This window comes from Candidatus Neomarinimicrobiota bacterium (assembly GCA_016784545.1).
Classification (GTDB): Bacteria; Fidelibacterota; UBA8477; order UBA8477; family JABMPR01; genus JABMPR01.
This window is the reverse complement of sequence record JADHUM010000003.1, coordinates 75438-97061: the sequence shown is the minus strand read 5'-3', so window position 1 is coordinate 97061 and position 21624 is coordinate 75438. Positions and strand designations below refer to the sequence as shown.

The 21624-nt window shown below is 45.3% G+C and carries 11 protein-coding genes; 7 read left to right on the top strand and 4 right to left on the bottom strand.

The genetic code is table 11. From position 1 onward, the window contains the following. Positions 1–2529, bottom strand: coding sequence for a TonB-dependent receptor (locus ISR87_01620; protein MBL7024126.1), 2529 nt, complete (start codon positions 2527–2529; stop codon positions 1–3). A gap of 334 nt (positions 2530–2863) precedes the next feature. Here ISR87_01620 and ISR87_01615 point away from each other — a divergent pair, with 334 nt between their 5' ends. The 6 genes from ISR87_01615 to nusB all read left to right on the top strand — a co-directional run bounded on the left by ISR87_01615 (position 2864) and on the right by nusB (position 8977). After that, a complete protein-coding gene (locus ISR87_01615) occupies positions 2864–3835 on the top strand; it encodes a PhoH family protein (GenBank protein MBL7024125.1) in 972 nt (323 codons plus the stop codon). A 192-nt stretch (positions 3836–4027) separates the two neighbouring features. Beyond that, entirely contained in the window at positions 4028–5206 is a 1179-nt protein-coding gene (locus tag ISR87_01610; GenBank protein MBL7024124.1) for a thiolase family protein, read from the top strand. Positions 5207–5222: 16 nt separating this feature from the next. Then, the gene (locus ISR87_01605; protein ID MBL7024123.1) at positions 5223–6065 is read left to right on the top strand and encodes a 3-hydroxybutyryl-CoA dehydrogenase; all 843 of its coding nucleotides are present in this window, start codon (positions 5223–5225) and stop codon (positions 6063–6065) included. 184 nt (positions 6066–6249) lie between these two features. Beyond that, positions 6250–7392: an acyl-CoA dehydrogenase gene (locus tag ISR87_01600; GenBank protein ID MBL7024122.1), complete on the top strand. Its 1143-nt coding sequence runs from the start codon at positions 6250–6252 to the stop codon at positions 7390–7392. Positions 7393–7422: 30 nt separating this feature from the next. Beyond that, positions 7423–8517, top strand: a complete 1095-nt coding sequence (locus ISR87_01595) for a Glu/Leu/Phe/Val dehydrogenase (GenBank protein ID MBL7024121.1) — start codon at positions 7423–7425, stop codon at positions 8515–8517. A 31-nt stretch (positions 8518–8548) separates the two neighbouring features. Further along, on the top strand, positions 8549–8977 hold the full coding sequence (nusB, locus tag ISR87_01590; protein MBL7024120.1) for a transcription antitermination factor NusB: 429 nt from the start codon (positions 8549–8551) through the stop codon (positions 8975–8977). Between the two features lie 666 nt (positions 8978–9643). Here the strand turns inward: nusB and ISR87_01585 are convergent. The 3 genes from ISR87_01585 to ISR87_01575 form a co-directional block, all read right to left on the bottom strand. After that, positions 9644–11200, bottom strand: coding sequence for a hypothetical protein (locus tag ISR87_01585; protein ID MBL7024119.1), 1557 nt, complete (start codon positions 11198–11200; stop codon positions 9644–9646). 64 nt (positions 11201–11264) lie between these two features. Continuing rightward, complete coding sequence (locus tag ISR87_01580; GenBank protein MBL7024118.1) at positions 11265–14891, bottom strand: hypothetical protein; 3627 nt, start codon at positions 14889–14891, stop codon at positions 11265–11267. Between the two features lie 270 nt (positions 14892–15161). Beyond that, positions 15162–18146 carry a hypothetical protein gene (locus ISR87_01575; GenBank protein MBL7024117.1) on the bottom strand — a complete coding sequence of 995 codons (2985 nt, stop codon included), beginning with the start codon at positions 18144–18146 and terminating at the stop codon, positions 15162–15164. Between the two features lie 307 nt (positions 18147–18453). Here ISR87_01575 and secA point away from each other — a divergent pair, with 307 nt between their 5' ends. Beyond that, positions 18454–21471 carry a preprotein translocase subunit SecA gene (gene secA / locus ISR87_01570; GenBank protein MBL7024116.1) on the top strand — a complete coding sequence of 1006 codons (3018 nt, stop codon included), beginning with the start codon at positions 18454–18456 and terminating at the stop codon, positions 21469–21471. The last annotated feature ends 153 nt before the right edge of the window (positions 21472–21624 follow it).

Below are 21624 nucleotides of genomic sequence, written 5' to 3'. Positions count from 1 at the left end.
TTATCTCCAATCCAATGACAGACCGAATCTGATGGTACGGGGAGGTCCGAAATTGCCAGGATTGTGCATATACTCCTCGCTGTGTCCAGGGTCTAGGGTGTAGTCGGGTTCACCGGTGCTGGTAAAGACAGAGAGTACGTTTCTGGCATTGGTAAGATTCTGAACTTCAAGGAATGTTCTTGCCGAGAGTTTACCAGGCAGATTAAATCTTTTACCTGCTATCATATCCAACGAGTATGTAGAGGGCTTGCGGAGTGAATTTATTTCCACAAGTTCAATACCTTTCCACACGGGAGTATAGGGTCTGCCTGAGCTTGCCCGGAAGACAAAACCCAGGTCCGTTCTGGAAAAGGGGAAGCGGTTGAACACCTTTAATCCACTGGATTTCCCCACTCGTAATGATCCATAAACGTTCAGGCCATGGGTCCGGTCAAAATCCAGATTATAGAGAATGCTTGATTCTGTGGTACTTGGATATTGCTCATCAGCGAAAGAGGCGCTTCCTTTGGCAATGGAGTAGGTGTAGGTCATTGCGGTGGAGAAGAAGTCCGTTGGCTTAAAATCAAAATTGATTTCGAAACCTTTTGAGAAGGCATAATCTTCGTTAATAATGAGGGTATAGCCAGCGTATCGATCAGGTGCATCCTCCGTAAAGGGCGCAAAATAGTGTGTACCCACTAAGCCGGAAATATCCTTGAAATACGCATTAAATCGACCCAGAAGTGCGGCGTTAAATTGATGCGTTATCCCAATCTCGTACGCGATGGTTCTCTCGGCATCCATGTCAGGGTCACCGAAGACAGGTGCACTTACAGTGACATCATAATTCAACCTGTTATACAGATAGGCATAAGGTGGGTTCTGGAAGAAATGACCATATGCAAAATGAATTTTGGTTTTGTCCGATATGGGATGTGCGATACCCAATCTGGGGCTGATTTGACTCTTGGACGTGGACATCACACGGGTTGCTTCATCCAGGGGATCTTTGCGGTAGCTTGTCTTGCCATCCATCTGATCAAAGCGTAAACCCAGATTGATGACAATAAAAGCCAGCTCAATTTTGTCCTGAAAGTACCCTGCTATTTCAACTGGCGTCATGTGGTATTCATCACGGTAGGGGTTGGCTCGCTGAGGATCGTAGGGGTTCTCCATGTCCAGATCATGGTGCTTATACTGAAGTCCCAGCTTTAGTTCATTCCAGCTATTCATTTGCCAGATAATATCGCCACGAAAGTCAAAAGTTTTTGTAGCAGAGATAGTATAGGTTGGAGGATCCCTGCGAGCATAAAATTCATGTCCATTGCCTACTTCAGTATACCATTCGTAGCTGCTATAAGGCTCATATTCGCTGCTGTCTTTCCAGGAAGAAGTGGAATCTATCCAGACTCCTTGCCGAAAGTCTTGTTCGTATTGAGACATTCTTAATTCATAGAACAAATTCTCGCTCAGGGTATGGGTGAGATTCAGGTTGAGATGACGTCGAGTTGATTCATATTGGTAATATTGTTCTGGAATATATTTCCAACTGTGACGATAGTATTTGTATCTTTTCCATGAATCCCGATACATGCTGTTGATTCTCAAATTGGATATACCGGTATAGGTCAATTTGGTTGTATAAGAGTCTTCGTTATGGAAGCCCCAGGGCAGATAGCTATCCTTGCTTAAGTGTTGTCCCGAGATAAAAACTCTTAAATAATCACCCAGCAGTGGACCACCGAAATCCCAGGTGGTTTTTTGACCTTCAGATTTATTGGCATCACGGTTTTGGAATATTCCGGTTCTGCTTTCAACTCTGGACTTCCAACTGCGTCCACCTTCACGAGTAACAATGTTCACAATCCCGCTCATGGCGTTTCCATACTCCGCATTAAATGTTCCACTGAGGAGAGATAATTCCTGAATCGTATTCGTCCCCAGGTCATTGGAGAAGGAGCCTAAAAGTGGATCTTGTACATAGACACCATCAATGAGGTAAGCGACTTGATTTGAACGCCCACCACGAACATACAGATAGTTATTTGTGTTCACCACGCCTGATTGGAGTGTCAAAGCCTCCACCATTTGAGTAATCGGGAGTGTATTAAATTCCTCTTGAGTTACAACTGCCCTCGTCCCTGCGAGATCTTTGTCAATAACGCCCTCACTGGCATGGACAATGACTTCCTGACCTTCTAGCACAGAGGTTTTTAGAGGGAGGTTAAATAAGGTTGTCAGATCTGCAGTAACGGGAACATTACCAATGAGCACAGTTTCGAAGCCAATAAATGAAACCTTGAGTGTGTAGTTTCCAGGGGGGATATTAAGGATGACAAAACGACCATGTTCATCAGAGATGCGACCAAAGTTGGTGCCCACAATCTGAATAGTTGCACCGACAAGTGGATCGCCAGACTCCTGCTGGGTAATGGTCCCACTTATCTTACCAGTTACTCCAGCCTGAAGTGGATGTGGTAATATTAGTATAAGCGTACAAAGGAATATGGCGAAGCGGTAAGGTTTACGAAAAAAATCATGAACATTCATCTGGTTTTCCCCTCAAACTATAAACTCATTCCTGGTCGGAAAAAGAGCATCGCCATTTTCCTTGGAGATGGGAGAAAGGAGCCCCCCAGCTCATAAATTGAAACCAATGTGAATTAAACCATCTACCAAACTACCCAATATGAGTATAAATAACAATTTGAAAGTGTTGCTTCTATCAACAAATCTGCAGACCAACAATTATGACAAGAACATCAATTGCTTTTGATAGGTTTTTCAAAACGCTATCATGTCAACTCCTCGGGACATATCGGGCTTTTAGTCTATAATTTTTGTTTGGAAATCCACGCTTTACAAATTAATCTGAGACCGCCATATGGGTTTGACAACTGCGAAATCTGCTGCTGAAAAACGCCTTCCAATCAGGGGGGTTAACCCTGTTGAATTACTCGGCGCCAATGACACCAACCTAAAATTGATTGAAAATCATCTGGAAGTCGCCCTCTATGTCCGAGGTGATGAACTCATAGTTCGCGGAGACGAATCCAAGCTTGCACTGGTTGAAAATATTGTGGGTGAAATGATTGCTGTCTTGAATCGTAAAAAATTTATAGATAAAGACGATGTACTCACCATTATTCGTCTCAGCCAGTCGGGTAAATCCACCCTTGGTGAGTCTGGTCTTGATTCTGTCGTCCTCTTCACTCGCTCAGAAGTGATCAAACCACGTACACCTGGTCAGGAAAGATATTTCGCTGCAGCCACTTCAAATGACATGGTATTCGGGTTGGGCCCGGCTGGAACCGGTAAGACATATATGGCGGTGGCCTTTGCCGTTTCTGCCCTTAAAAATAGAGAAGTTAAAAAGATTATTCTCACCCGTCCCGCTGTGGAAGCAGGTGAGCGTTTAGGCTTTTTACCCGGCGATTTGCGGGAAAAGGTTGACCCCTATCTGGCACCACTTTACGATGCACTTTTTGACATGATGCCCCATGACAAAGTACGCATCCTCATGGATCAAAAAACCATTGAGATTGTTCCCCTCGCCTATATGCGCGGAAGAACACTGGATCATGCTTTTATTATCCTGGATGAAGCTCAAAATACTACACACATGCAAATGAAAATGTTTCTGACGCGAATGGGTGTGAATTCTAAAATTATTATTACTGGTGATCCCACTCAGATCGACCTTCCCAAGCATGAGGAATCTGGTTTACTCCAAGCCGTAAGAATCCTAAAAGAAGTTGAAGGTATCGAATTTGTCGAATTTGATGAAGGTGATATTGTGAGACACAAATTGGTCAGACGCATCATTCGGGCCTATGAACAACCGAAAGAGTCCTGATCTATAAGATCTAAAATTCATCCTTGCGAGGATATTCAGGTTTGGAACGATTTTTGACCTTTGTTATGACAAAACAATTTGCGTCCTGTGAAATTTGAACCACAGGTTGGATTCGCAAGAAATGTATAAAGTTGTAGCAGTCCCAGGTTTGAGAAAATTACAAAAGGAATTATCATGAGCAGAGTTAGAGCCATACGTAAAGTTGCTATTGTGAGTGCAAAGCGAACCCCCGTCGGTGCTTTTCAGGGTGGTCTATCTTCTATCACTGCCCCACAACTTGGCGCCACAGCCATTATGGCTGCTCTGGAGAGTGGTCAAATTTTACCTGAAGATGTCAATGAAGTTATCATGGGCAATGTGCTCCCAGCCAATGTGGGACAGGCTCCTGCCAGACAGGCGGCCCTATATGCTGGATTACCCGATACCACAGAATGTCTGACTATTAATAAAGTGTGTGGCTCAGGTCTTAAAGCCGTCATGCTGGCAGCTCAAGCCATAGAAGTTGGGAATGCAAACATCGTTGTCGCTGGAGGAATGGAGAGTATGTCTAACGTGCCATACTATCTCCCCGGCGCCCGCAATGGTCAAAGATTAGGCGACGGTGCCATGGTGGATGGGATTCTCCGTGATGGATTACAAAATGCCTATGATAGTATTCACATGGGTCTCAGCGGTGAATTATGTGCCAAAGAGTACAACTATACCCGTGAAGCTCAAGATGCATTTGCGAAAGAAAGCTATCTCCGCGCACAAGCAGCACAAAAATCAGGTGCATTTGACAATGAGCTAACCCCGGTTGAGATTCCTCAGCGTAAGGGTGATCCAGTGTTGTTTGATACGGACGAAGAGCCTGGTCGTGGCAATTTTGAGAAAATGCTAAAGCTTCGACCCGCCTTTCAAAAAGATGGTACCATTACAGCTGCCAATGCATCCAAGATAAACGATGGCGCTGCAGCACTGGTCCTAATGCGCGAAGGTGAGGCCGAAAAACGTGGATTAAAACCCATGGCCCGTATCGTTGCCCAGGCATCAGCGGCCCACGCTCCCGAATGGTTCACCACAGCCCCGGTAAAAGCCATTAACAATGTTCTTAAAAGAGCTGGGATGACGTTGGGAGAAATCGATCTTTTCGAAATCAATGAAGCCTTCTCCGTGGTGACCATGGTTGCCATGGATGAGCTCAATATTCCTCACACCAAGGTGAATGTCAATGGTGGCGCCGTGTCCCTGGGCCATCCTATTGGCGCATCGGGAGCCAGAATTCTGACCACCCTGCTGCATGCCATGGAAGCCCGGGAAGCCCATTTTGGTTTGGCTACCCTGTGTATTGGTGGTGGGGAAGCATCAGCGCTTATTGTGGAACGTATTTAAGGGGAATAATATGAGTATTCGCATCATTGGTGTCATTGGCTCTGGAACCATGGGAAATGGGATTGCCCATGTTTTTGCGCAGTCCGGTTATGAAGTCATCCTTATGGATATTCAACAAGCATTCCTTGAAAAGGGAATAGCTACTATTACAAAAAATCTGGACCGCCAGGTTAAAAAAGAGAAAATTTCAGAAACTGATAAAACAGCCACCCTCCAACACCTGAAAACGACAACAGATCTATTGGATGTGAAGGATTGCGATTTTGTGGTGGAGGCTGCCACAGAGAACAGAGATATCAAATTTAAATTATTCAAGGATCTGGATGATATCCTAAAACCGGGTGTGATTCTTAGTTCAAACACTTCATCCATATCCATCACAGAAATTGCAGCTCAGACGTCACGTCCAGAGAAGGTGATTGGCATGCATTTTATGAATCCAGTTCCTGTGATGAAACTGGTGGAAATCATTCGTGGCCATGTCTGTAGTGATGAAACGGTTGCTGAAACAGTGGCACTCTGTAATGCATTGGGAAAAACCCCAGTTGAAGCCAATGACTATCCTGGCTTTGTAGCAAATCGAATCATCATGCCCATGATCAATGAAGCTGTTTTTGCCCTCATGGAAGGCGTGGCCACCAAAGAAGCCATTGATGAAATTATGCATCTTGGGCTGGCCCATCCCATGGGTCCCCTCACCCTGGCAGATCTCATTGGTCTGGATGTCTGTCTGTCCATTCTGGAAGTACTCCATGAAGGTCTGGGAGATCCGAAATATCGTCCCTGTCCACTTCTGAAACGTATGGTCGCAGCTGGAAACCTCGGACGTAAAACGGGGTGTGGCTTTTATGAATATTAGTAAATCTCATAGTGGTATGCCAGGAGTGTCATCCTGAGCTCGTCGAAGGATAACACGTAGGAGAGAGTTTGTCATACTTCGACCAGCCTACGCATTAATGCTACGGCTTGGCAGGCAGGCTCCAGTCTACGCTCGTTGAGCTCCGCCGGGCAGGCAGCAAGACAAACTTGAATAAGGATTAAACATGAATTTTGAATTAACAGATGAACAAAAGATGGTCCGAGAAACCATTCGTGATTTTGCCGAGGCAGAGATAAAGCCAGGAGTCATGGAACGCGATGAGAAAGCCGAGTTTCCAACTGAAGTAATCCAAAAATTAGGCGAATTAGGGTTTATGGGCATGCAGGTCCCGGAAACCTACGGTGGTACTGAAATGGATGCCTTGAGCTATGCCATTACCCTGGAGGAAATTGCCAGAGTAGATGCCTCAACCTGTGTGATTATGTCAGTCAATAATTCTCTTTTCTCAAATCCGATCTTAAAATTTGGGTCCGAATATCTTAAAAATAAATATTTACCCCTCACATCAAGTGGAGAAAAGCTGGGAGCCTATTCCCTTAGTGAACCACAATCAGGTTCAGACGCCAAGGCCATGCTCACCACAGCCACCAGAGATGGAGATTCATATATCCTCAACGGTGTAAAAAATTGGGTGACCAGCGGCATCAGTTGTGACTTTGTCATCGTATTTGCAAAAACAGATAAAGATGCTGGTTATAAAGGTATTTCGGCCTTTGTGGTAGAGAAGGGGCTGGAAGGTTTTACCACGGGTAAAAAAGAGGATAAGCTGGGTATTCGTGGATCAGACACCAGTGAACTTATTTTTGAAAATTGCCGCATTCCTGCAGAAAATCTTATCGGGGAAGAGGGGCAGGGATTCACCATTGCTCTGGCAACTCTGGATGTGGGGCGCATAGGAATTGGTGCCCAGGCTTTGGGAATCGCCCAGGGTGCCCTGGAAAGATCAATTCAGTACGCTAAAGAGCGCGAACAGTTCGGAAAACCCATCGGAATGTTCCAGGGAATTGGATTTAAGCTGGCCGATATGGCCACGCGTGTAGACGCCACCAGACTGCTTGTTTATCGAGCAGCCTGGCTAAAGGATCAGGGAAAAACCATTGGGGAAAAAGCCTCGATGGCCAAGATGTTTGCCGGTGATACGGCCATGTATGTAGCAACAGAAGCTGTTCAGATTCATGGGGGGTATGGATTTATCCGTGAATTTGAAGTGGAGCGCATGATGCGTGACGCGAAGATTACACAGATCTACGAAGGCACCAATGAAATTCAAAGATTGGTCATTAGTAGACATCTTCTAGCAGATTGATTAAAAAAATTGTATAAGGAGAATTGAGAAATGGGATTTTTTGATGCACCAGCATTGAACCACCACGAACAGGTTGTTTTTGCCCAGGATGATGAAACAGGTCTAAAAGCTATCATTGCCATTCATAATACCAGTCTGGGTCCAGCACTGGGTGGATGTCGCGTCTGGAACTATGATGATGAAGCCGCTGCCCTTCGGGATGTCCTGAGACTTTCAGAGGGAATGACGTATAAATCCGCTTTGGCAGGATTGAATCTTGGTGGCGGTAAATCAGTGATTATTGGTCGCGTGAGAGATATCGGTAATGAAGCAGCTTTCCGTGCATTTGGTCGTTTGGTGGACAGTCTGGGTGGACGTTATGTTGCTGCCGAAGACGTTAACACCACGCCCCAGATGATGGAATGGGTCCATGAGGAAACAGATTATGTAGCTGGTCTCAGTCCAGATCTGGGTGGTTCAGGTGATCCTTCACCCTTCACCGCTTATGGCACTTTTGTGGGCATCAAGTCCGCCGCAAATAAAACCTGGGGATCAGACAGCCTTGAAGGCAAGACCATTGCTGTACAGGGTCTGGGTCATGTTGGTATCTATCTGGTTGAGCATCTTTCCCAGGCAGGTGCAAAAGTAATTGTCACGGATATTAAAGAAGAACGCGTTAAAGAAATGCTCAAAATTAAGAATGTGACCGCCGTGGCTCCAGATGACATTTACGATGTTGAAATGGATGTGTTTGCTCCTTGCGCCCTGGGTTCTGTTGTCAATGATGAAACCATTGATCGCCTGAAATGTCAGATTGTAGCAGGGGCAGCCAACAACGTGCTTTCAGACTATGATAAGCATGGCAAGATTCTCCTCGACCGTGGTGTCTTATACGCCCCGGATTATGCCATCAATTCTGGCGGCGTGATCAATGTCTATGGCGAATTCGAAGGCTATAACGAAAAGCGTTCTTATGGCCGGGTCAATCATATCTATGATATTCTTCAGGAAATTTTTCAGCGCTCACAGGATGAAAATATACCGACCATGGATGCAGCGGATACTCTTGCTGAAGAGAGAATCCGTAAACTAGGACGTCTGAAACAGATGCATCGTTCAGGCAAACGTCTATTCTCAAAGATATAGATAACGCGTAGAAAGGATCAGGCCTCAGTTCATGCAAGAAAGACGTCGAGCCCGGGAATTTGTCGTGCAGGTCTCTTATGCACACGAGATACAAAACGACGACCTGGATCAAACCTTCAACCTCCTGGCAGAGAAGAGCGAATTATCTGATGATTTGCTCAAATTTGCCCGTGATCTGGTAAACGGGATTATGGCCCATCGACAGGAATTCGATGAGCTGATTTCCAGTAAATCCAGAAACTGGGACCTGACCCGTATTGCCCTCATCGATAGATTGATTCTCAGGATGGCCCTTACTGAATTCTTTTATTTTAAGGATATTCCCCCCAAGGTGTCAATTTCTGAAGCGATTGAAATCGCCAAGGTGTTCAGTACAGAAGAGAGCAGCAGCTTTGTGAATGGTATCCTGGATGCTATTCTAAATGATGCCATATCAGAAGGCAAAATGTCCATGATTTAGTTGGCTTAAAACGCTAATAACCCAAAAGCGTGTCCCCAAAATCGTCACACCGAGCGGAGTCGAGGTGCGAGGAACGGGAGACACGCTTTTTTATTTTCAATTATCATGAGGAGTGTCATACTGAGCTTGCCTGCCCCGCAAGGCGATGGTCGAAGTGTGAAACGGTCCATTGAAAGTGAATCTTGTCTGTAGGAGGCCCCGGCCCGTGTGGCACAAGCCGGGGATGTATGAACCCAGATGAGGATGGCCACATCGGAGTAAACGCATTTTATACTTTCAAAAATATCATTGATCCAAGGCGCACTGAGCCTGAGGTTCACCACAGATACAATCCTGTGCGAAGGAGCATGTATTGGGGAGGATCACGGCCACAATGATGATGGCCAGGAGACACAACCCTCTTAATCGTTTATCTGCTTTTTCTGAGATCACACGGGTATCTCTATCATTTATTACCCCTAAGCGATGAGCACCACCCCAGATGGTGCATTCTTGGTTTAGGCAGGGCTGAAGGGATTGGCAGAGTTGGGATACAACTCAAACCCAGGAGGTGAATCTTTCAACTCCTTAACCCCAACAGTCCCCACCATTTTAATCAGGGTCAAAAAACATAAACAATCTCGATCTGCCAGATAAGATCGGGCCTTAGTACGTGAATGAACGCTATTACTTCAGGAGTGTGAACTTCCTGACTTCACGGAATTGTTCACCCCTGGAGCCTGTAAAGTTCATCTCATACAGATATATCCCCGCCTCCAGCGACTTTCCATATTGATCCTGCGCCAACCATGTCACAGAATGACTACCCCCTATCGCAGGCTCATCAATGATTCGAGCTGTTTCCCGACCATTCATATCATAAACCACTAGGCTGACCCAACCAGCATCGGGCAGCTCGTAGTTAATTGAAGTAGATGGGTTAAATGGATTCGGATAATTGGGGTAGAGAGCAAAACTGGAAGGCGACGCCATCCGTCCATCAACTCCGACAGTATTCCAGGTAGCTGTAATATCGTAGCCGACGCCATTTAAAACTTCTGTTTGTCCTGAATACGAATAATAGAAATCATCCACTGTCGTGGCACATTCTACACCGATAAACCAGAGCCCTGACTCCTCGGGGGAGATATTGAGGATGTGATTAGTCCCACCATTCAGGCTTTCATATAGAGCGCTATCTTCGAAGGCAAACGATCCTGGGTTTGCATAGAGATTGAAGGCAAAACCTGCTTCTACATCCAGTTCGATGTTTAAGTCAGACGTTCCTGGTGGCAGTGAAATCGTGAAGTGATGATATTGTTTATCCCCAATACGCGTATAGGCTGGCAGGCTGTCCTCAGCATACAAATCCATGGTCCGGGATTCACCGTTCTCCAGACTGGCTTTTACAGTCGGATTTCCAACTCCATCAAGGGCGTATAGTAATATGGCTTGCATCATATTGAGCCTTTCTCCGGCCCAGGCGGTTTCAGGATGAGACCCGGTAACAACTATTCTCCCCTGGGTGGTATCTGGTTTATAGGCCCAGGTACTGGCCTTCTGATGCATATCAAGCGAGAGTTGGTGTGCATCATATCTTGTCAGAACCTCAGTATTAGAAGGGAAGTCAAGATTTTCTCGTGCCCAACAACCCCCATTGTGTCTCACATTTGCGATGTAGAAATCGTTGCCAAAATCGAAATAGTCCAGGAGGGGTGAATCTGCCGGGATATGATGACCCGTGTAAGAATCCAGAATTCCAGTAGAATGTGTTCTCCCAGGCCAGATATGATAATAGGGGGGATGAAGCCAGGTCTCTTCATAATGAAGGCTGGCTATATATGCTCCAGCGCAGGACCCAGCATAACTACCGCCATTTGCATAGAATGTTCGCACTCGGTCTCTTCCAATTTCGCCCAATGAGTATCCATGATTTCCTGCAGTACCCCCATGGGTGTATATCATTCGAAAGCGCGGAGCACCGTCTGGATAGAGGAGATGACCGTTCGTGTCCATTTCATCGCTAATCATGACCTCTGTTTGTGTGACTACATCGGAAGTAGCAAAATATTCTACGGATAGACCTAATAGTTCGATGGCATCCATATACATATTGGATGTTAAATTGACGCCACCATCACTGAATATATCTTTGAAATAGCCCGGGGTTTGTGAGAACAGAGTGGTAGAGAACATTAGGGTAGCTAGGACAGCGGAAGATGAAATTACTCTTGTTAAATCCATGGTAAACCCCCGAAATAATGCCCCGATTGGCCATAACCAACCGGGGCTCCGCGTTAAACAAATGCTATTTCAACAAACTGAATTTCTTGACACTTCGGAATTCAGATCCTTGCTCAGTGACGACTCTGATCTCATACAGATAAATGCCAGCGGCCAGAGGAGCTCCGCCCCGATCCTGAGCCTTCCACTGCAAGGAGTGAAAACCACCATTCAGGTCACTATCAATTAATGTGCTGACTTCTCGTCCTCGCACATCAAAGATGGTTAGTGAAACCCAACCAGAATAAGGTAAGTCAAACCGAATAGTTGTGGAGGGGTTGAAGGGATTCGGGAAGTTCTGATGCAGATAAAATTCCTGCGGTAAGGTCAAATCATCACCGATTGATGTAAGGTAAGGTGATTCATGGGAGCCCAGATCAGGAGCATCTCCCAGGTATTCAGCCTCAGCCATGTCGATGATGGTTTCCCCATCCATGGCGAAAAAAGCAGTACCAGCATCTATGCAGGCTGACGTATCACTCAAGACATAAACGGTTTCTGGGACAAAGCCGGGGTTATCAGAAATGTTGTGAGTTCCCCAGTTAATAACGCCATCCCCTGGATCACAACCAAGCAATCCATTCATAACACATGAATAATCCACGGTGACAGCCGAGGGAGCATAGCTATTATCCTCGTTCAACACAATCTCGTCAGGAAGATTAGCCCAGAAAATGCAATTCAGGACGATAGGTGCTGAGCCATCATTGATGATCATTCCACCACCACCACTGGGACCAACGTTATTCGCAAAGGTCACCTGATTGAATAGCGGTTTTGACTCCTCATGGACAAATATTCCGCCACCATAATACCTCGCACGATTATGATCGATAGTTACAGATTGGAATATTGGATCTGAGGAATCCCCAATGTAGCCGGCTCCACCTGTTATTGAAGCATAGTTGCCTGTAAGTCTAACATTTCTAAGGATTGGAGTTGATCTTGAGCCACCAATGGAGATTCCACCGCCCCAGGCAGACTCATTGTTAGAAATGATGACATCTTCAAGGATTGGATTTGATCCCATACCAATTGAGATTCCACCACCGCTGGGGTCATTCGCATTAGCTTCAGTTGCAGTATTTTCTGTTATGATGAGATTGCGTAAGAGGGGAGAAGCACTATAGCGAACACATATTCCACCGCCAAGATTTACGCTACCATCGCTCCAGCCAGTTCCATTGGTGAGTGTAAATCCATCCAAAATGGCAGATTCATCCTCACCGCTCATCATTAAAACTGTAGACCCGTTCTGACCTCCATCAATTGTTGTGAGTTCTGGACCAGAAACAGATTTGACGACGATATTCTTTCCAATAAAATTGATGTTCTCAGTATAGATTCCCTCAGCAACCAGAACCGTATCAGCATCGATAGCTGCTTCAATAGCCAGCTGAATGGATGCAAAATCCCCTGGGACATTCAGGATGGATGGTTCAGGAGACTCATATGCTCCCATGTCAGGTGCAACACCAACATATTCATCAGCCGCCATATCAATCAAAGTTACTCCTTCAGAAACGAAGTAGTCGATGCCGGTATCAACACAGGGTGAAGATGCCTGCAATTCATCACTGGCTCCAATAAACAAAGGATCTGTTGAGATGTTGCCATCCAACCAATTTACCAGACCTTGACCCACGTTTATTCCAGCAAGTCCGTTTTGGATATTGGAATAGGCAATGGATACCGTATCAGGAAGATATTGAATATCGTTATTGAACAGAATCTGATCAGGGATATTGGAATAGAAAATGGAATTGACAATATTGGCCTTGCTGCCGTGATTAGTTATTAAACCACCACCTCCACTTGAACCCCTGTTCGCTCTAACAGTAACTTTGTTAAAGGTGGGCGTGACATTATCATGGAGGAAGAATCCACCGCCATAATATGTTGCCCTGTTGTTATGAACATACACATCCTCAAAATAGGGAGCTGCATTAACCCCAATGTAGACGCCACCACCCGTCGTTGAGCCATAGTTCTCATAGATTTCAACATTTTTTAATGTTGGATCGGAATTATAAGCAATGGCCAGACCACCGCCCCATACGGACTCATTGTAGCAGATTTCGATATTTTCCAGGGACGGGTTTGAATCCCATGCGATTGTTATTCCACCGCCTGCAGGGTCTTGCCCACCGAAGGCTGAGTTCCCCGTGACGATGAGATTTTTTATAGTCGGTGATGAACTGCTACGACAGGCAATCCCACCTCCCACGAATTCATCTCCATTATCCCAGCCAGTTCCATTTGTTATCGTGAATCCGTCCAAAACCGCATTTTCGTCTTCCTGGCTCAGAAAAAGTACAACTGAGCCACTCTGATTTCCATCAATGGTGGTTAATTCAGGCCCCCTCATGGATTTAATGGTGAGACTTTTTCCATTGTAATTGATATTCTCAACATAGGTGCCCATCTCGACCATGATAATGTCACTATTCACTGCACCATCGATAGCTGCCTGTATGGTGGAAAAATCTCCTGGGACATTATAGGTAACCGGTGGCAGGGGCATTTCACAAGCCCCCATGTCAGGCGCTGGTCCACAATAATCCGATTCCACCATGTCAATCACAGTAACTCCGTCAACAATCCATTGAGCCGTCCCTGCATCAATACAGGGGGATGAAAAACTCAAAGCGTAGTTTTCCTCAAAGAGGGGATTGACCATGATATTATTCGAGCCATAGAACAGCTCTCCAGCACCATTTCGATCAATACCCAATTCACCAGACTGGATATCCGAATAGTCCACATCAAGCCGACTGTCAGCATAACCTGTTCGGGAATAAAATTCGACCTGATTTGGTGAATTACCCCACAGAATTGAATTTACCAGCTTGAGGGATGCCCCATCGCTGAGTTCAATACCGCCACCCCCTCGATAGGTTGGAATTGAACTTGTACAGCTGTTGTTTGCAATTGTCACTTTATTAAGAATCGGAGTTGCATCATCGTGTACCCAAAGACCTGCCCCCAGATATTCTGCCTCATTGTGGTGAATAAACACATCCTTTAAATAGGCTGATGAATCCCAGAGCGCGACGCCACCACCCGTGGTTCGTCCCCTATTCTCGTAGATCTCTACTCTTTGAAGTGTTGGACTGGACTCATAGGCCACAAAACCACCACCGTAGTCAGCTGCATTGTCACGAATAATGACATCCTCAATGAGGGCATCAGATAGATATGAACACATGATACCGCCACCCATTGAGGTATCCCCAGTGCAAAAGTTCCCCTCAACAATCAGATTGCGAAGGGTAGGGGTCGATTCATATCTGCAAAGAATACCCCCACCAATAAAGTGATTGTCATCGTTAAAAATGCCGCGACCGTTTGTGATGGTAAACCCATCCAGGACGGCACTTTCTTCCTGTGACATAAAGGTAACCACACTCCCCAAGCCCCCTCCATCGATGGTCGTTAGATCTGCACCACCTGCGGAGTATACTACAATGTTTTTACCATTAAAATTTAGATTCTCTATGTAAGTACCATTACTTACAAGAACACTATCACCATCAACTGTTGCATCGATACCTGCCTGAATTGTAGCGGCATCTGCTGGTACATTGATCGTTGTCGCTGAAAGTGTAACCACACTAGCCAACACAATAATCATTAGATGTAACCATTTCATAATCCCCTCCTTTGTTGGGTTTGAATTCTGGTGTAAACCTACACCGGAAGAGGGAATTGGGCATCTTTACTAAATCTTTACAAACGCAGAAAAGTTGATACTGCCCAGAAGTGCGGTCTCAAGCGATGTAAAGATGTGGATGCAGGAGTTTAGGGAGGGGGAGCGATATCTTCTAAATACCTGTAAATAATTAATTAATAGCTGATAAGGACAACTGTAATTGATTATTAATGACTTGGGAATGTAAAGAAAAAGTAAAGGTGGTCCAGGTCAATATTTGGAGAGAAAAGTTGAGAGATTTTCTTCACTGCCAATTTCTAATTTTTTTCTGATTCGATGGCGATAGATATCGATGGAGGAGGGTTGAACATTCATAACTTTGGCAATATCTTTTGAAATAAGATTCAATCTCAGGAGGGCACAAACCTTCAATTCATTCTCTGACAGCCCGGGATGATCGCTACGCAGTTCAATATAGAATCCTGTGTGAATTTCAGTGAACCAGATTTCAAAATCTTCCCAACCCTGTTTTACAGAGCTACGATCTCTGAGAAAGTGCAACAGTTTCTTGATTCGAGGCCTGATATCATCCCAACTCAATTTTGAAAAGCTCTCCAGTTCACCCTGAAGATTATCCATAATCTGCTGTTTGTCGTTGAGATGGAGTGACTGAGTCAGCAATTCACGTTTGAGGTGATCCATTTTGAGCTTGTTTTTCTCAAGCTCGACACGTTGTCTTTCTTCAATTTCTACTTTTAGTTGTGCCGTGCGCTCTCTAACCAATGCTTCCAGCTTATCCCGCTGAGCAACCAGTCTGTAGGTGCGGAGTTGGATATAGGCCAGAATGAATCCCAGTAAGCTGACTATGGCCAGGGTTTTAAACCACCAGGTTTTCCAGAAGGGGGGAGCTATTGATATGGCAATGGATGCGCCTTTCATATTCCAGACGCCATCATTATTGGAGCCCCTCACTCTAAAAGTGTATTCTCCAGCAGGTAAATTCATGTATTGCGCTGTGGGATGATGATAGGTGTCTATCCAGTCCTGATCATAACCATCGAGCATATATGCGTATAGATTTTTGTGGCTGGCTGAAAAATTCAGAGCGGCAAACTCAAACCTGATCACTTTGTCCCGATAAGTCAATTCCAGTTTTTCAGTCTGGGAGATTGATCGGGTCAGTATGGTCCGACCATTCCGGTCTTCACCTATGGGGACCGGCTCATAGTTAATGGAAAGTCCAGTAAAAAACAGAGGGGGAATGAAGGAGCTGTTACGAATACTGTCGGGATGAAAGACATTGTATCCATGGTCTCCACCAAAATACATGCTGCCATTTCGTGTCTTGACACGTGACTGATAATAAAAATCACTCTGGACACCATCACTCATGGTATAAGCGTTTAAGAGACCACTATCGGGATCTATCTTGAGAATCCCCATATTTGAACTCACCCACAGGTAGCCATGGTCATCCTCAAGGACCCCAAATATAGCTTGACTGGCTAGATCAGTATGCAGATCCATGGTTGTTATGGTTTGTCGCTGGGGATCCAGTCTATTCAATCCTCCACTTCGCGTACCGATCCACAGATTCCTATCATCATCCTCATAGAGTGAAACGACACAGTTGCTGGGTAAGGCCGGTGTTAATTGAGATTCAACCTGAAAGTGGACGAATTTTCCAGTCTTTCGATCAAACTGATTTAAACCCTTATCATTGGTTCCGATCCAGATATAACCAGCTTGATCTTCCAGGAGAGAATAGGTGAAATTACTGCTGATGCTGGTGGAGTCTTGCGGATCATGGCGAAAATGTTCAAAACTATTACTCCCGACATCGTAGCGATCAAGACCCTGGGTTTCAGTGGCAATCCAGATGCTTCCGTCTCTGGCTTCCAGGATATCCTTGGCTGTTTTATCGCCAAAGCTGTTAGCTACATCTTCACGATTGTTATAATGATTAAACGTCTTGGTGGGATAATCGAGGACAAACACCCCACATTCAGAAGTACCTATCCAGACTTTTTGTGTGCGATCCATTATTACACGTGATACATAATCTTTACTCCAGGAATAGTCGACCCCAATTGTATTAAAATGTTGGAAATTTCCAGTGTTCACATCCATTACACTGGTACCGCCTCCCATGGTCCCAAACCAGATATTGCCAGAATAATCCTCTGAAACTGAGAACACCATGTCATTCCGAATACTGTTTGGATTATCAGGTTCATAGCGTTTCTGTGTGAATCTGATCAGGTTGGGATCGTAAAAATTAACGCCGTCTGATTCAGTTCCCAGCCAGATTATTCCCTGACGATCGATATAGGAACAGTAAAGTAAGTTGTCCCCAAGAGAACGGTGCTCGTCAGGGTCATTCAAGAAGAGCTCAAACTTTTCAGATTGGGGAACATAGGTTGCCAATCCTATAGCCGAGGCTAGCCATAGGCGGCCTGCCCTATCTTGAGAAATCGATATAGTTCCAGCAACAGATAGGGCTGTGGTCAAATCCTCAGCCACGTAGTAGGACCAGCTTTGCTCAAGGAGGTCGTATTTAACAAGACCTAAACCAAAACGTGCGACCCAAAGATCATTATTTATTGAATCCAGGTGAATACTTTTCAATTGGACAGAGCCTGTGTAGGCCGACATCATTGTTTGAATGGAATAATCATCCAATGATAGGCTTACCAGGGCTCCATTTTCTGTACCTACGCAAAGTCTTCGATCAGGCATTTCAGCAAGAGCGCTGATTCGATTCGAAGGCAGGGTGTTTAGACTGTCAGGGTTTTGATAAAAATTGATGAATGTATTGGTATGTTTGTTGTATTTGCTCAAGCCATGTTCCGTTCCCACCCAGAGTAAACCATCAGAGTCTGCACACAATGCAGTAACCGAATTATGGGCTAAAGAATTTGAATCATTCGGATTATGCTTGAAATTCTCAAACGATTCCAGCTCTCTATTGTAGCGACCAAGTCCACCACTACGTGTTCCCACCCACATGACACCATCGTGATCTTCAACTAAACAGTTGATCCAGTATCCCGGGAGACTGTTTGTATCCAGGGGGTCAGATAGAAATACTTTAAATTGCTTGCCATCGTAGCGATTCAATCCAAATCGGGTTCCGAACCACATGAATCCCTGACTATCTTCAAGAATTGCCCGACAGGTATTTTGGGAAAGCCCATCGTCCACTGTGAGGTGGTTGAACCGAACAGGCTGGTCATCGGCCAGGAGGGAGCCCATGAAAAAAAATACAATCGCTATTGGGGGTGCTAGTAGCCGAAGCCACACAGAACCACTTCCGGTTCTATCAAAACATCGATTATAACCAATCTGGCTAAATGTCACTATTGTCCCCACATCTTCTGTAAAACGATGGAACAAAGCTAATTGAACTCTATATAATGGCAACGGAAAACATGGAGATATGGCTATAATCGCCAGCAACGGGCTTTCTGATAAGGTTGACATAGATGATGGTGAATATTCAATGTTACACTCGCAATAAAGCACTTCACAAACCCTCCGAGGAAGTTATTTTAGCGCCATGATTAGTAAACTTATTACCAAAATATTTGGAACCAGCACTGATCGCGAGACCAAGCAGCTGATTCCGTATGTCGCACAGATCAATGAACAGTTCGAAGCACTTTCGGATGCCACTCAAGAAACCCTGCTGGCCAAAACAGAAGCTTTTAAAGCTCAGATCAGTGGGAAAACTTCAGAACTCCAATCCAGGCTTGAAAGTGAAGGCAAAGATCTCAAATCGATAAATGAGGCCGTCTATGACCTCGAGCAGGAAATTCTTGCTGAAATTCTACCTGAAGCATTTGCTGTCGTTAAAAAGGGAGCCGCCCTCCTCATGGGGCAGCCAATCAAAGTCACCGGCCAGGAAATGACCTGGGACATGATCCCTTATGATGTGCAGCTCATGGGTGCTGTTGTCCTGCATCAGGGTAAAATTTCTGAAATGAAAACGGGTGAAGGAAAAACCCTGGTTGCTACCATGCCTATCTATCTCAACGCTCTGGTTGGGAAGGGTGTGCATATCATCACGGTGAATGACTATCTCGCCGAACGAGATTCACAATGGATGGGTGCCCTTTTAAAGTACGTGGGTCTCTCCGTTGGTGTGATCCTGGCCCAAATGGATCCTCTGGTTCGACAGGAAATGTACAATTGTGATGTGACTTATGGTATCAACAGTGAGTTTGGCTTTGATTACCTCCGCGACAATATGTCCATCAGCAAGCAGGATCAGGTCCAGCGCGGACACTATTACTCCATCGTTGATGAAGTTGATAGTGTGCTCATCGATGAGGCTCGAACCCCCCTTATTATTTCTGGAACCGTGGAATCAGAAATTGCTCAGCGCTACACAGATTTAAGACCCCTGGTTGATACGCTTATGCGTCGTCAGACCACTCTGGTCAACTCAATTCTGGCAAAAGCTGAAGAAGCCCTCAAGGATCCCAAGCTGGAATATGACGCTGGAGAATTGATTCTGCAGGCACGCCGGGGAGCGCCCAAACATCGTCGGCTCCAGAAACTCTATCAGGAGCAGGGCATCAAGAAACTCGAGCAGCGAGTAGAGAATGACTATATGCGAGATAAACGCATGCCTGAGATTGATGATGAACTTTACTTTGTCATAGAAGAAAAACAGAATAGTGTAGATCTTACTGATAAGGGACGCGAAGCTTTATCACCCAACGACCCAGATAGATTTGTTATCCCGGACTTGCCTACCCTCTTGAATGATCTGGAGAGTAATGAAGGGCTCCCCATTCAAGAACTGAATGAGCAAAAAGAAAAGCTCTATGCCCTCCACGGTGAGCGTTCTGATACCATCCACAATTTGAGTCAGCTTCTCAAAGCCTATTCACTTTTTGAAAAAGATGTGGATTATGTGGTTCAAGAAGGCAAAGTCATGATTGTGGATGAGTTTACTGGTCGCATCATGCATGGTCGTCGCTATAGTGATGGCCTCCACCAGGCTCTGGAAGCCAAAGAAAAAGTCCGGATTGAGAAAGAAAGTCAGACCCTGGCCACCATTACCCTTCAGAATTACTTCCGTCTTTATAAGAAGTTGTCTGGAATGACAGGGACAGCGGTCACCGAAGCTGAAGAATTTTTCAATATCTACAAACTTGGTGTGGTCGAAGTACCAACGCATCGTCCCATTTCAAGAGCAGATGAAAACGACCAAATCTACAAAACCCGCCGGGAAAAATTTAATGCAGTGATTGAAGAGATCATTGCTTCACATAAATCAGGACAACCTGTTCTGGTGGGTACCATTACCGTTGAAGTTTCAGAGACACTTTCTCGGATGCTCAAACGGCTAAAGATTCCCCACAATGTGTTGAATGCCAAGCAACATGGCCGTGAGGCAGAAGTTGTGGCCAGAGCCGGACAGGCACATGCTGTGACTATTGCTACCAACATGGCTGGTCGTGGAACAGATATCAAACTGGGTCCTAATGTCACAGAGCTGGGTGGTTTGAAGATATTGGGTACAGAACGTCACGAGTCCCGTCGAATTGATCTCCAGCTCAGGGGTCGCTCGGGAAGACAGGGTGATCCAGGTGCATCCCGTTTTTACCTCAGTCTTGAAGATGATTTGATGCGTCTGTTTAGTTCCGATCGAGTCGCCAGCGTCATGGATCGTCTTGGTTTGCAAGAGGGTGAAGTCATTGAAGCAGGAATGGTGACCAAAGCTGTGGAGAGAGCCCAGAAAAAAGTCGAAGCCCGAAACTACAGCATCCGTAAACATCTGTTGGAATATGACAATGTCATGAACCAGCAGCGAGAAGTTATTTATGATCGCCGTCAGGCTGCTTTGGATGGTCTGGATCTTAAAGAGGAATACCGGGAAGTAATCGAGAATTATGTTGATACAGTAGTTGAAAAATATACCGGTCTTGAAACTGACGTGGAATTGTGGGACTGGAATGGGTTGGAGGCTGATCTTGGCTCAACGGCCATGGTTCAGATTTCGGAAACTCCAGACGTTGAACTAGATCCAGACAAATTAAGGGATATGATTAAAGCGCTTATCTCCGACTCCTATGAGAAGAAATTTGAGATAACGGGAAGTCCTGAGAATTTTAAGCGATTGCAACAATTCGTTTATCTGAGAGTAGTGGACGAGAAATGGCGTGAGCATCTCTACGAGATGGATCAGATGAAAGAAGGTATCAATCTGCGCGCTGTGGGTCAGAAAGATCCACTTATCGAATACAAAAAAGAAGGCTATCAGCTGTTTGTCAAGATGCTCGATCTCATTGATCGTGAGGTTCTCAAACTCTTCTTCCACGCACGTATTGTGGACGAGCGCGAAAATAAAATGCGCAGAGCCAGAAATCTCTCTTCTAACCACGCCGAGAGTTCAAATATGGGTTTTCTGAATGCCTTACCACAAACTGGTGGGGACGGAAATCAGAGTGCTGCTCAGCCTGGTCCCCCGCAGAAGCCAAAACCCATTCAAGTGGAACAAAAGGTCGGAAGAAATGATCCTTGCCCATGTGGATCGGGTCTTAAATACAAGAAATGTCATGGTAAGTAGGGAGATGTCCCTGATCACTAACAATTTTGTTACAGTATATAGACAGGCAAATAACGTTTGTATCAACCCTTGAGGGCGTTATTTTTCAACTTGTTTAGTGAATGAACCGGACTGTGATCAGTATCAACACGATTGTTCGGTGGGATAATTAGT

Excerpts from the sequence above, each read along its gene's own strand:
- ISR87_01620 (MBL7024126.1), bottom strand. The coding sequence starts at position 2,529 with ATGAATGTTCATGATTTTTTTCGTAAACCTTACCGCTTCGCCATATTC.
- ISR87_01615 (MBL7024125.1), top strand. The coding sequence starts at position 2,864 with ATGGGTTTGACAACTGCGAAATCTGCTGCTGAAAAACGCCTTCCAATC.
- ISR87_01600 (MBL7024122.1), top strand. The coding sequence starts at position 6,250 with ATGAATTTTGAATTAACAGATGAACAAAAGATGGTCCGAGAAACCATT.
- ISR87_01595 (MBL7024121.1), top strand. The coding sequence starts at position 7,423 with ATGGGATTTTTTGATGCACCAGCATTGAACCACCACGAACAGGTTGTT.
- nusB (MBL7024120.1), top strand. The coding sequence starts at position 8,549 with ATGCAAGAAAGACGTCGAGCCCGGGAATTTGTCGTGCAGGTCTCTTAT.
- ISR87_01585 (MBL7024119.1), bottom strand. The coding sequence starts at position 11,200 with ATGGATTTAACAAGAGTAATTTCATCTTCCGCTGTCCTAGCTACCCTA.
- ISR87_01580 (MBL7024118.1), bottom strand. The coding sequence starts at position 14,891 with ATGAAATGGTTACATCTAATGATTATTGTGTTGGCTAGTGTGGTTACA.
- ISR87_01575 (MBL7024117.1), bottom strand. The coding sequence starts at position 18,146 with ATGGGCTCCCTCCTGGCCGATGACCAGCCTGTTCGGTTCAACCACCTC.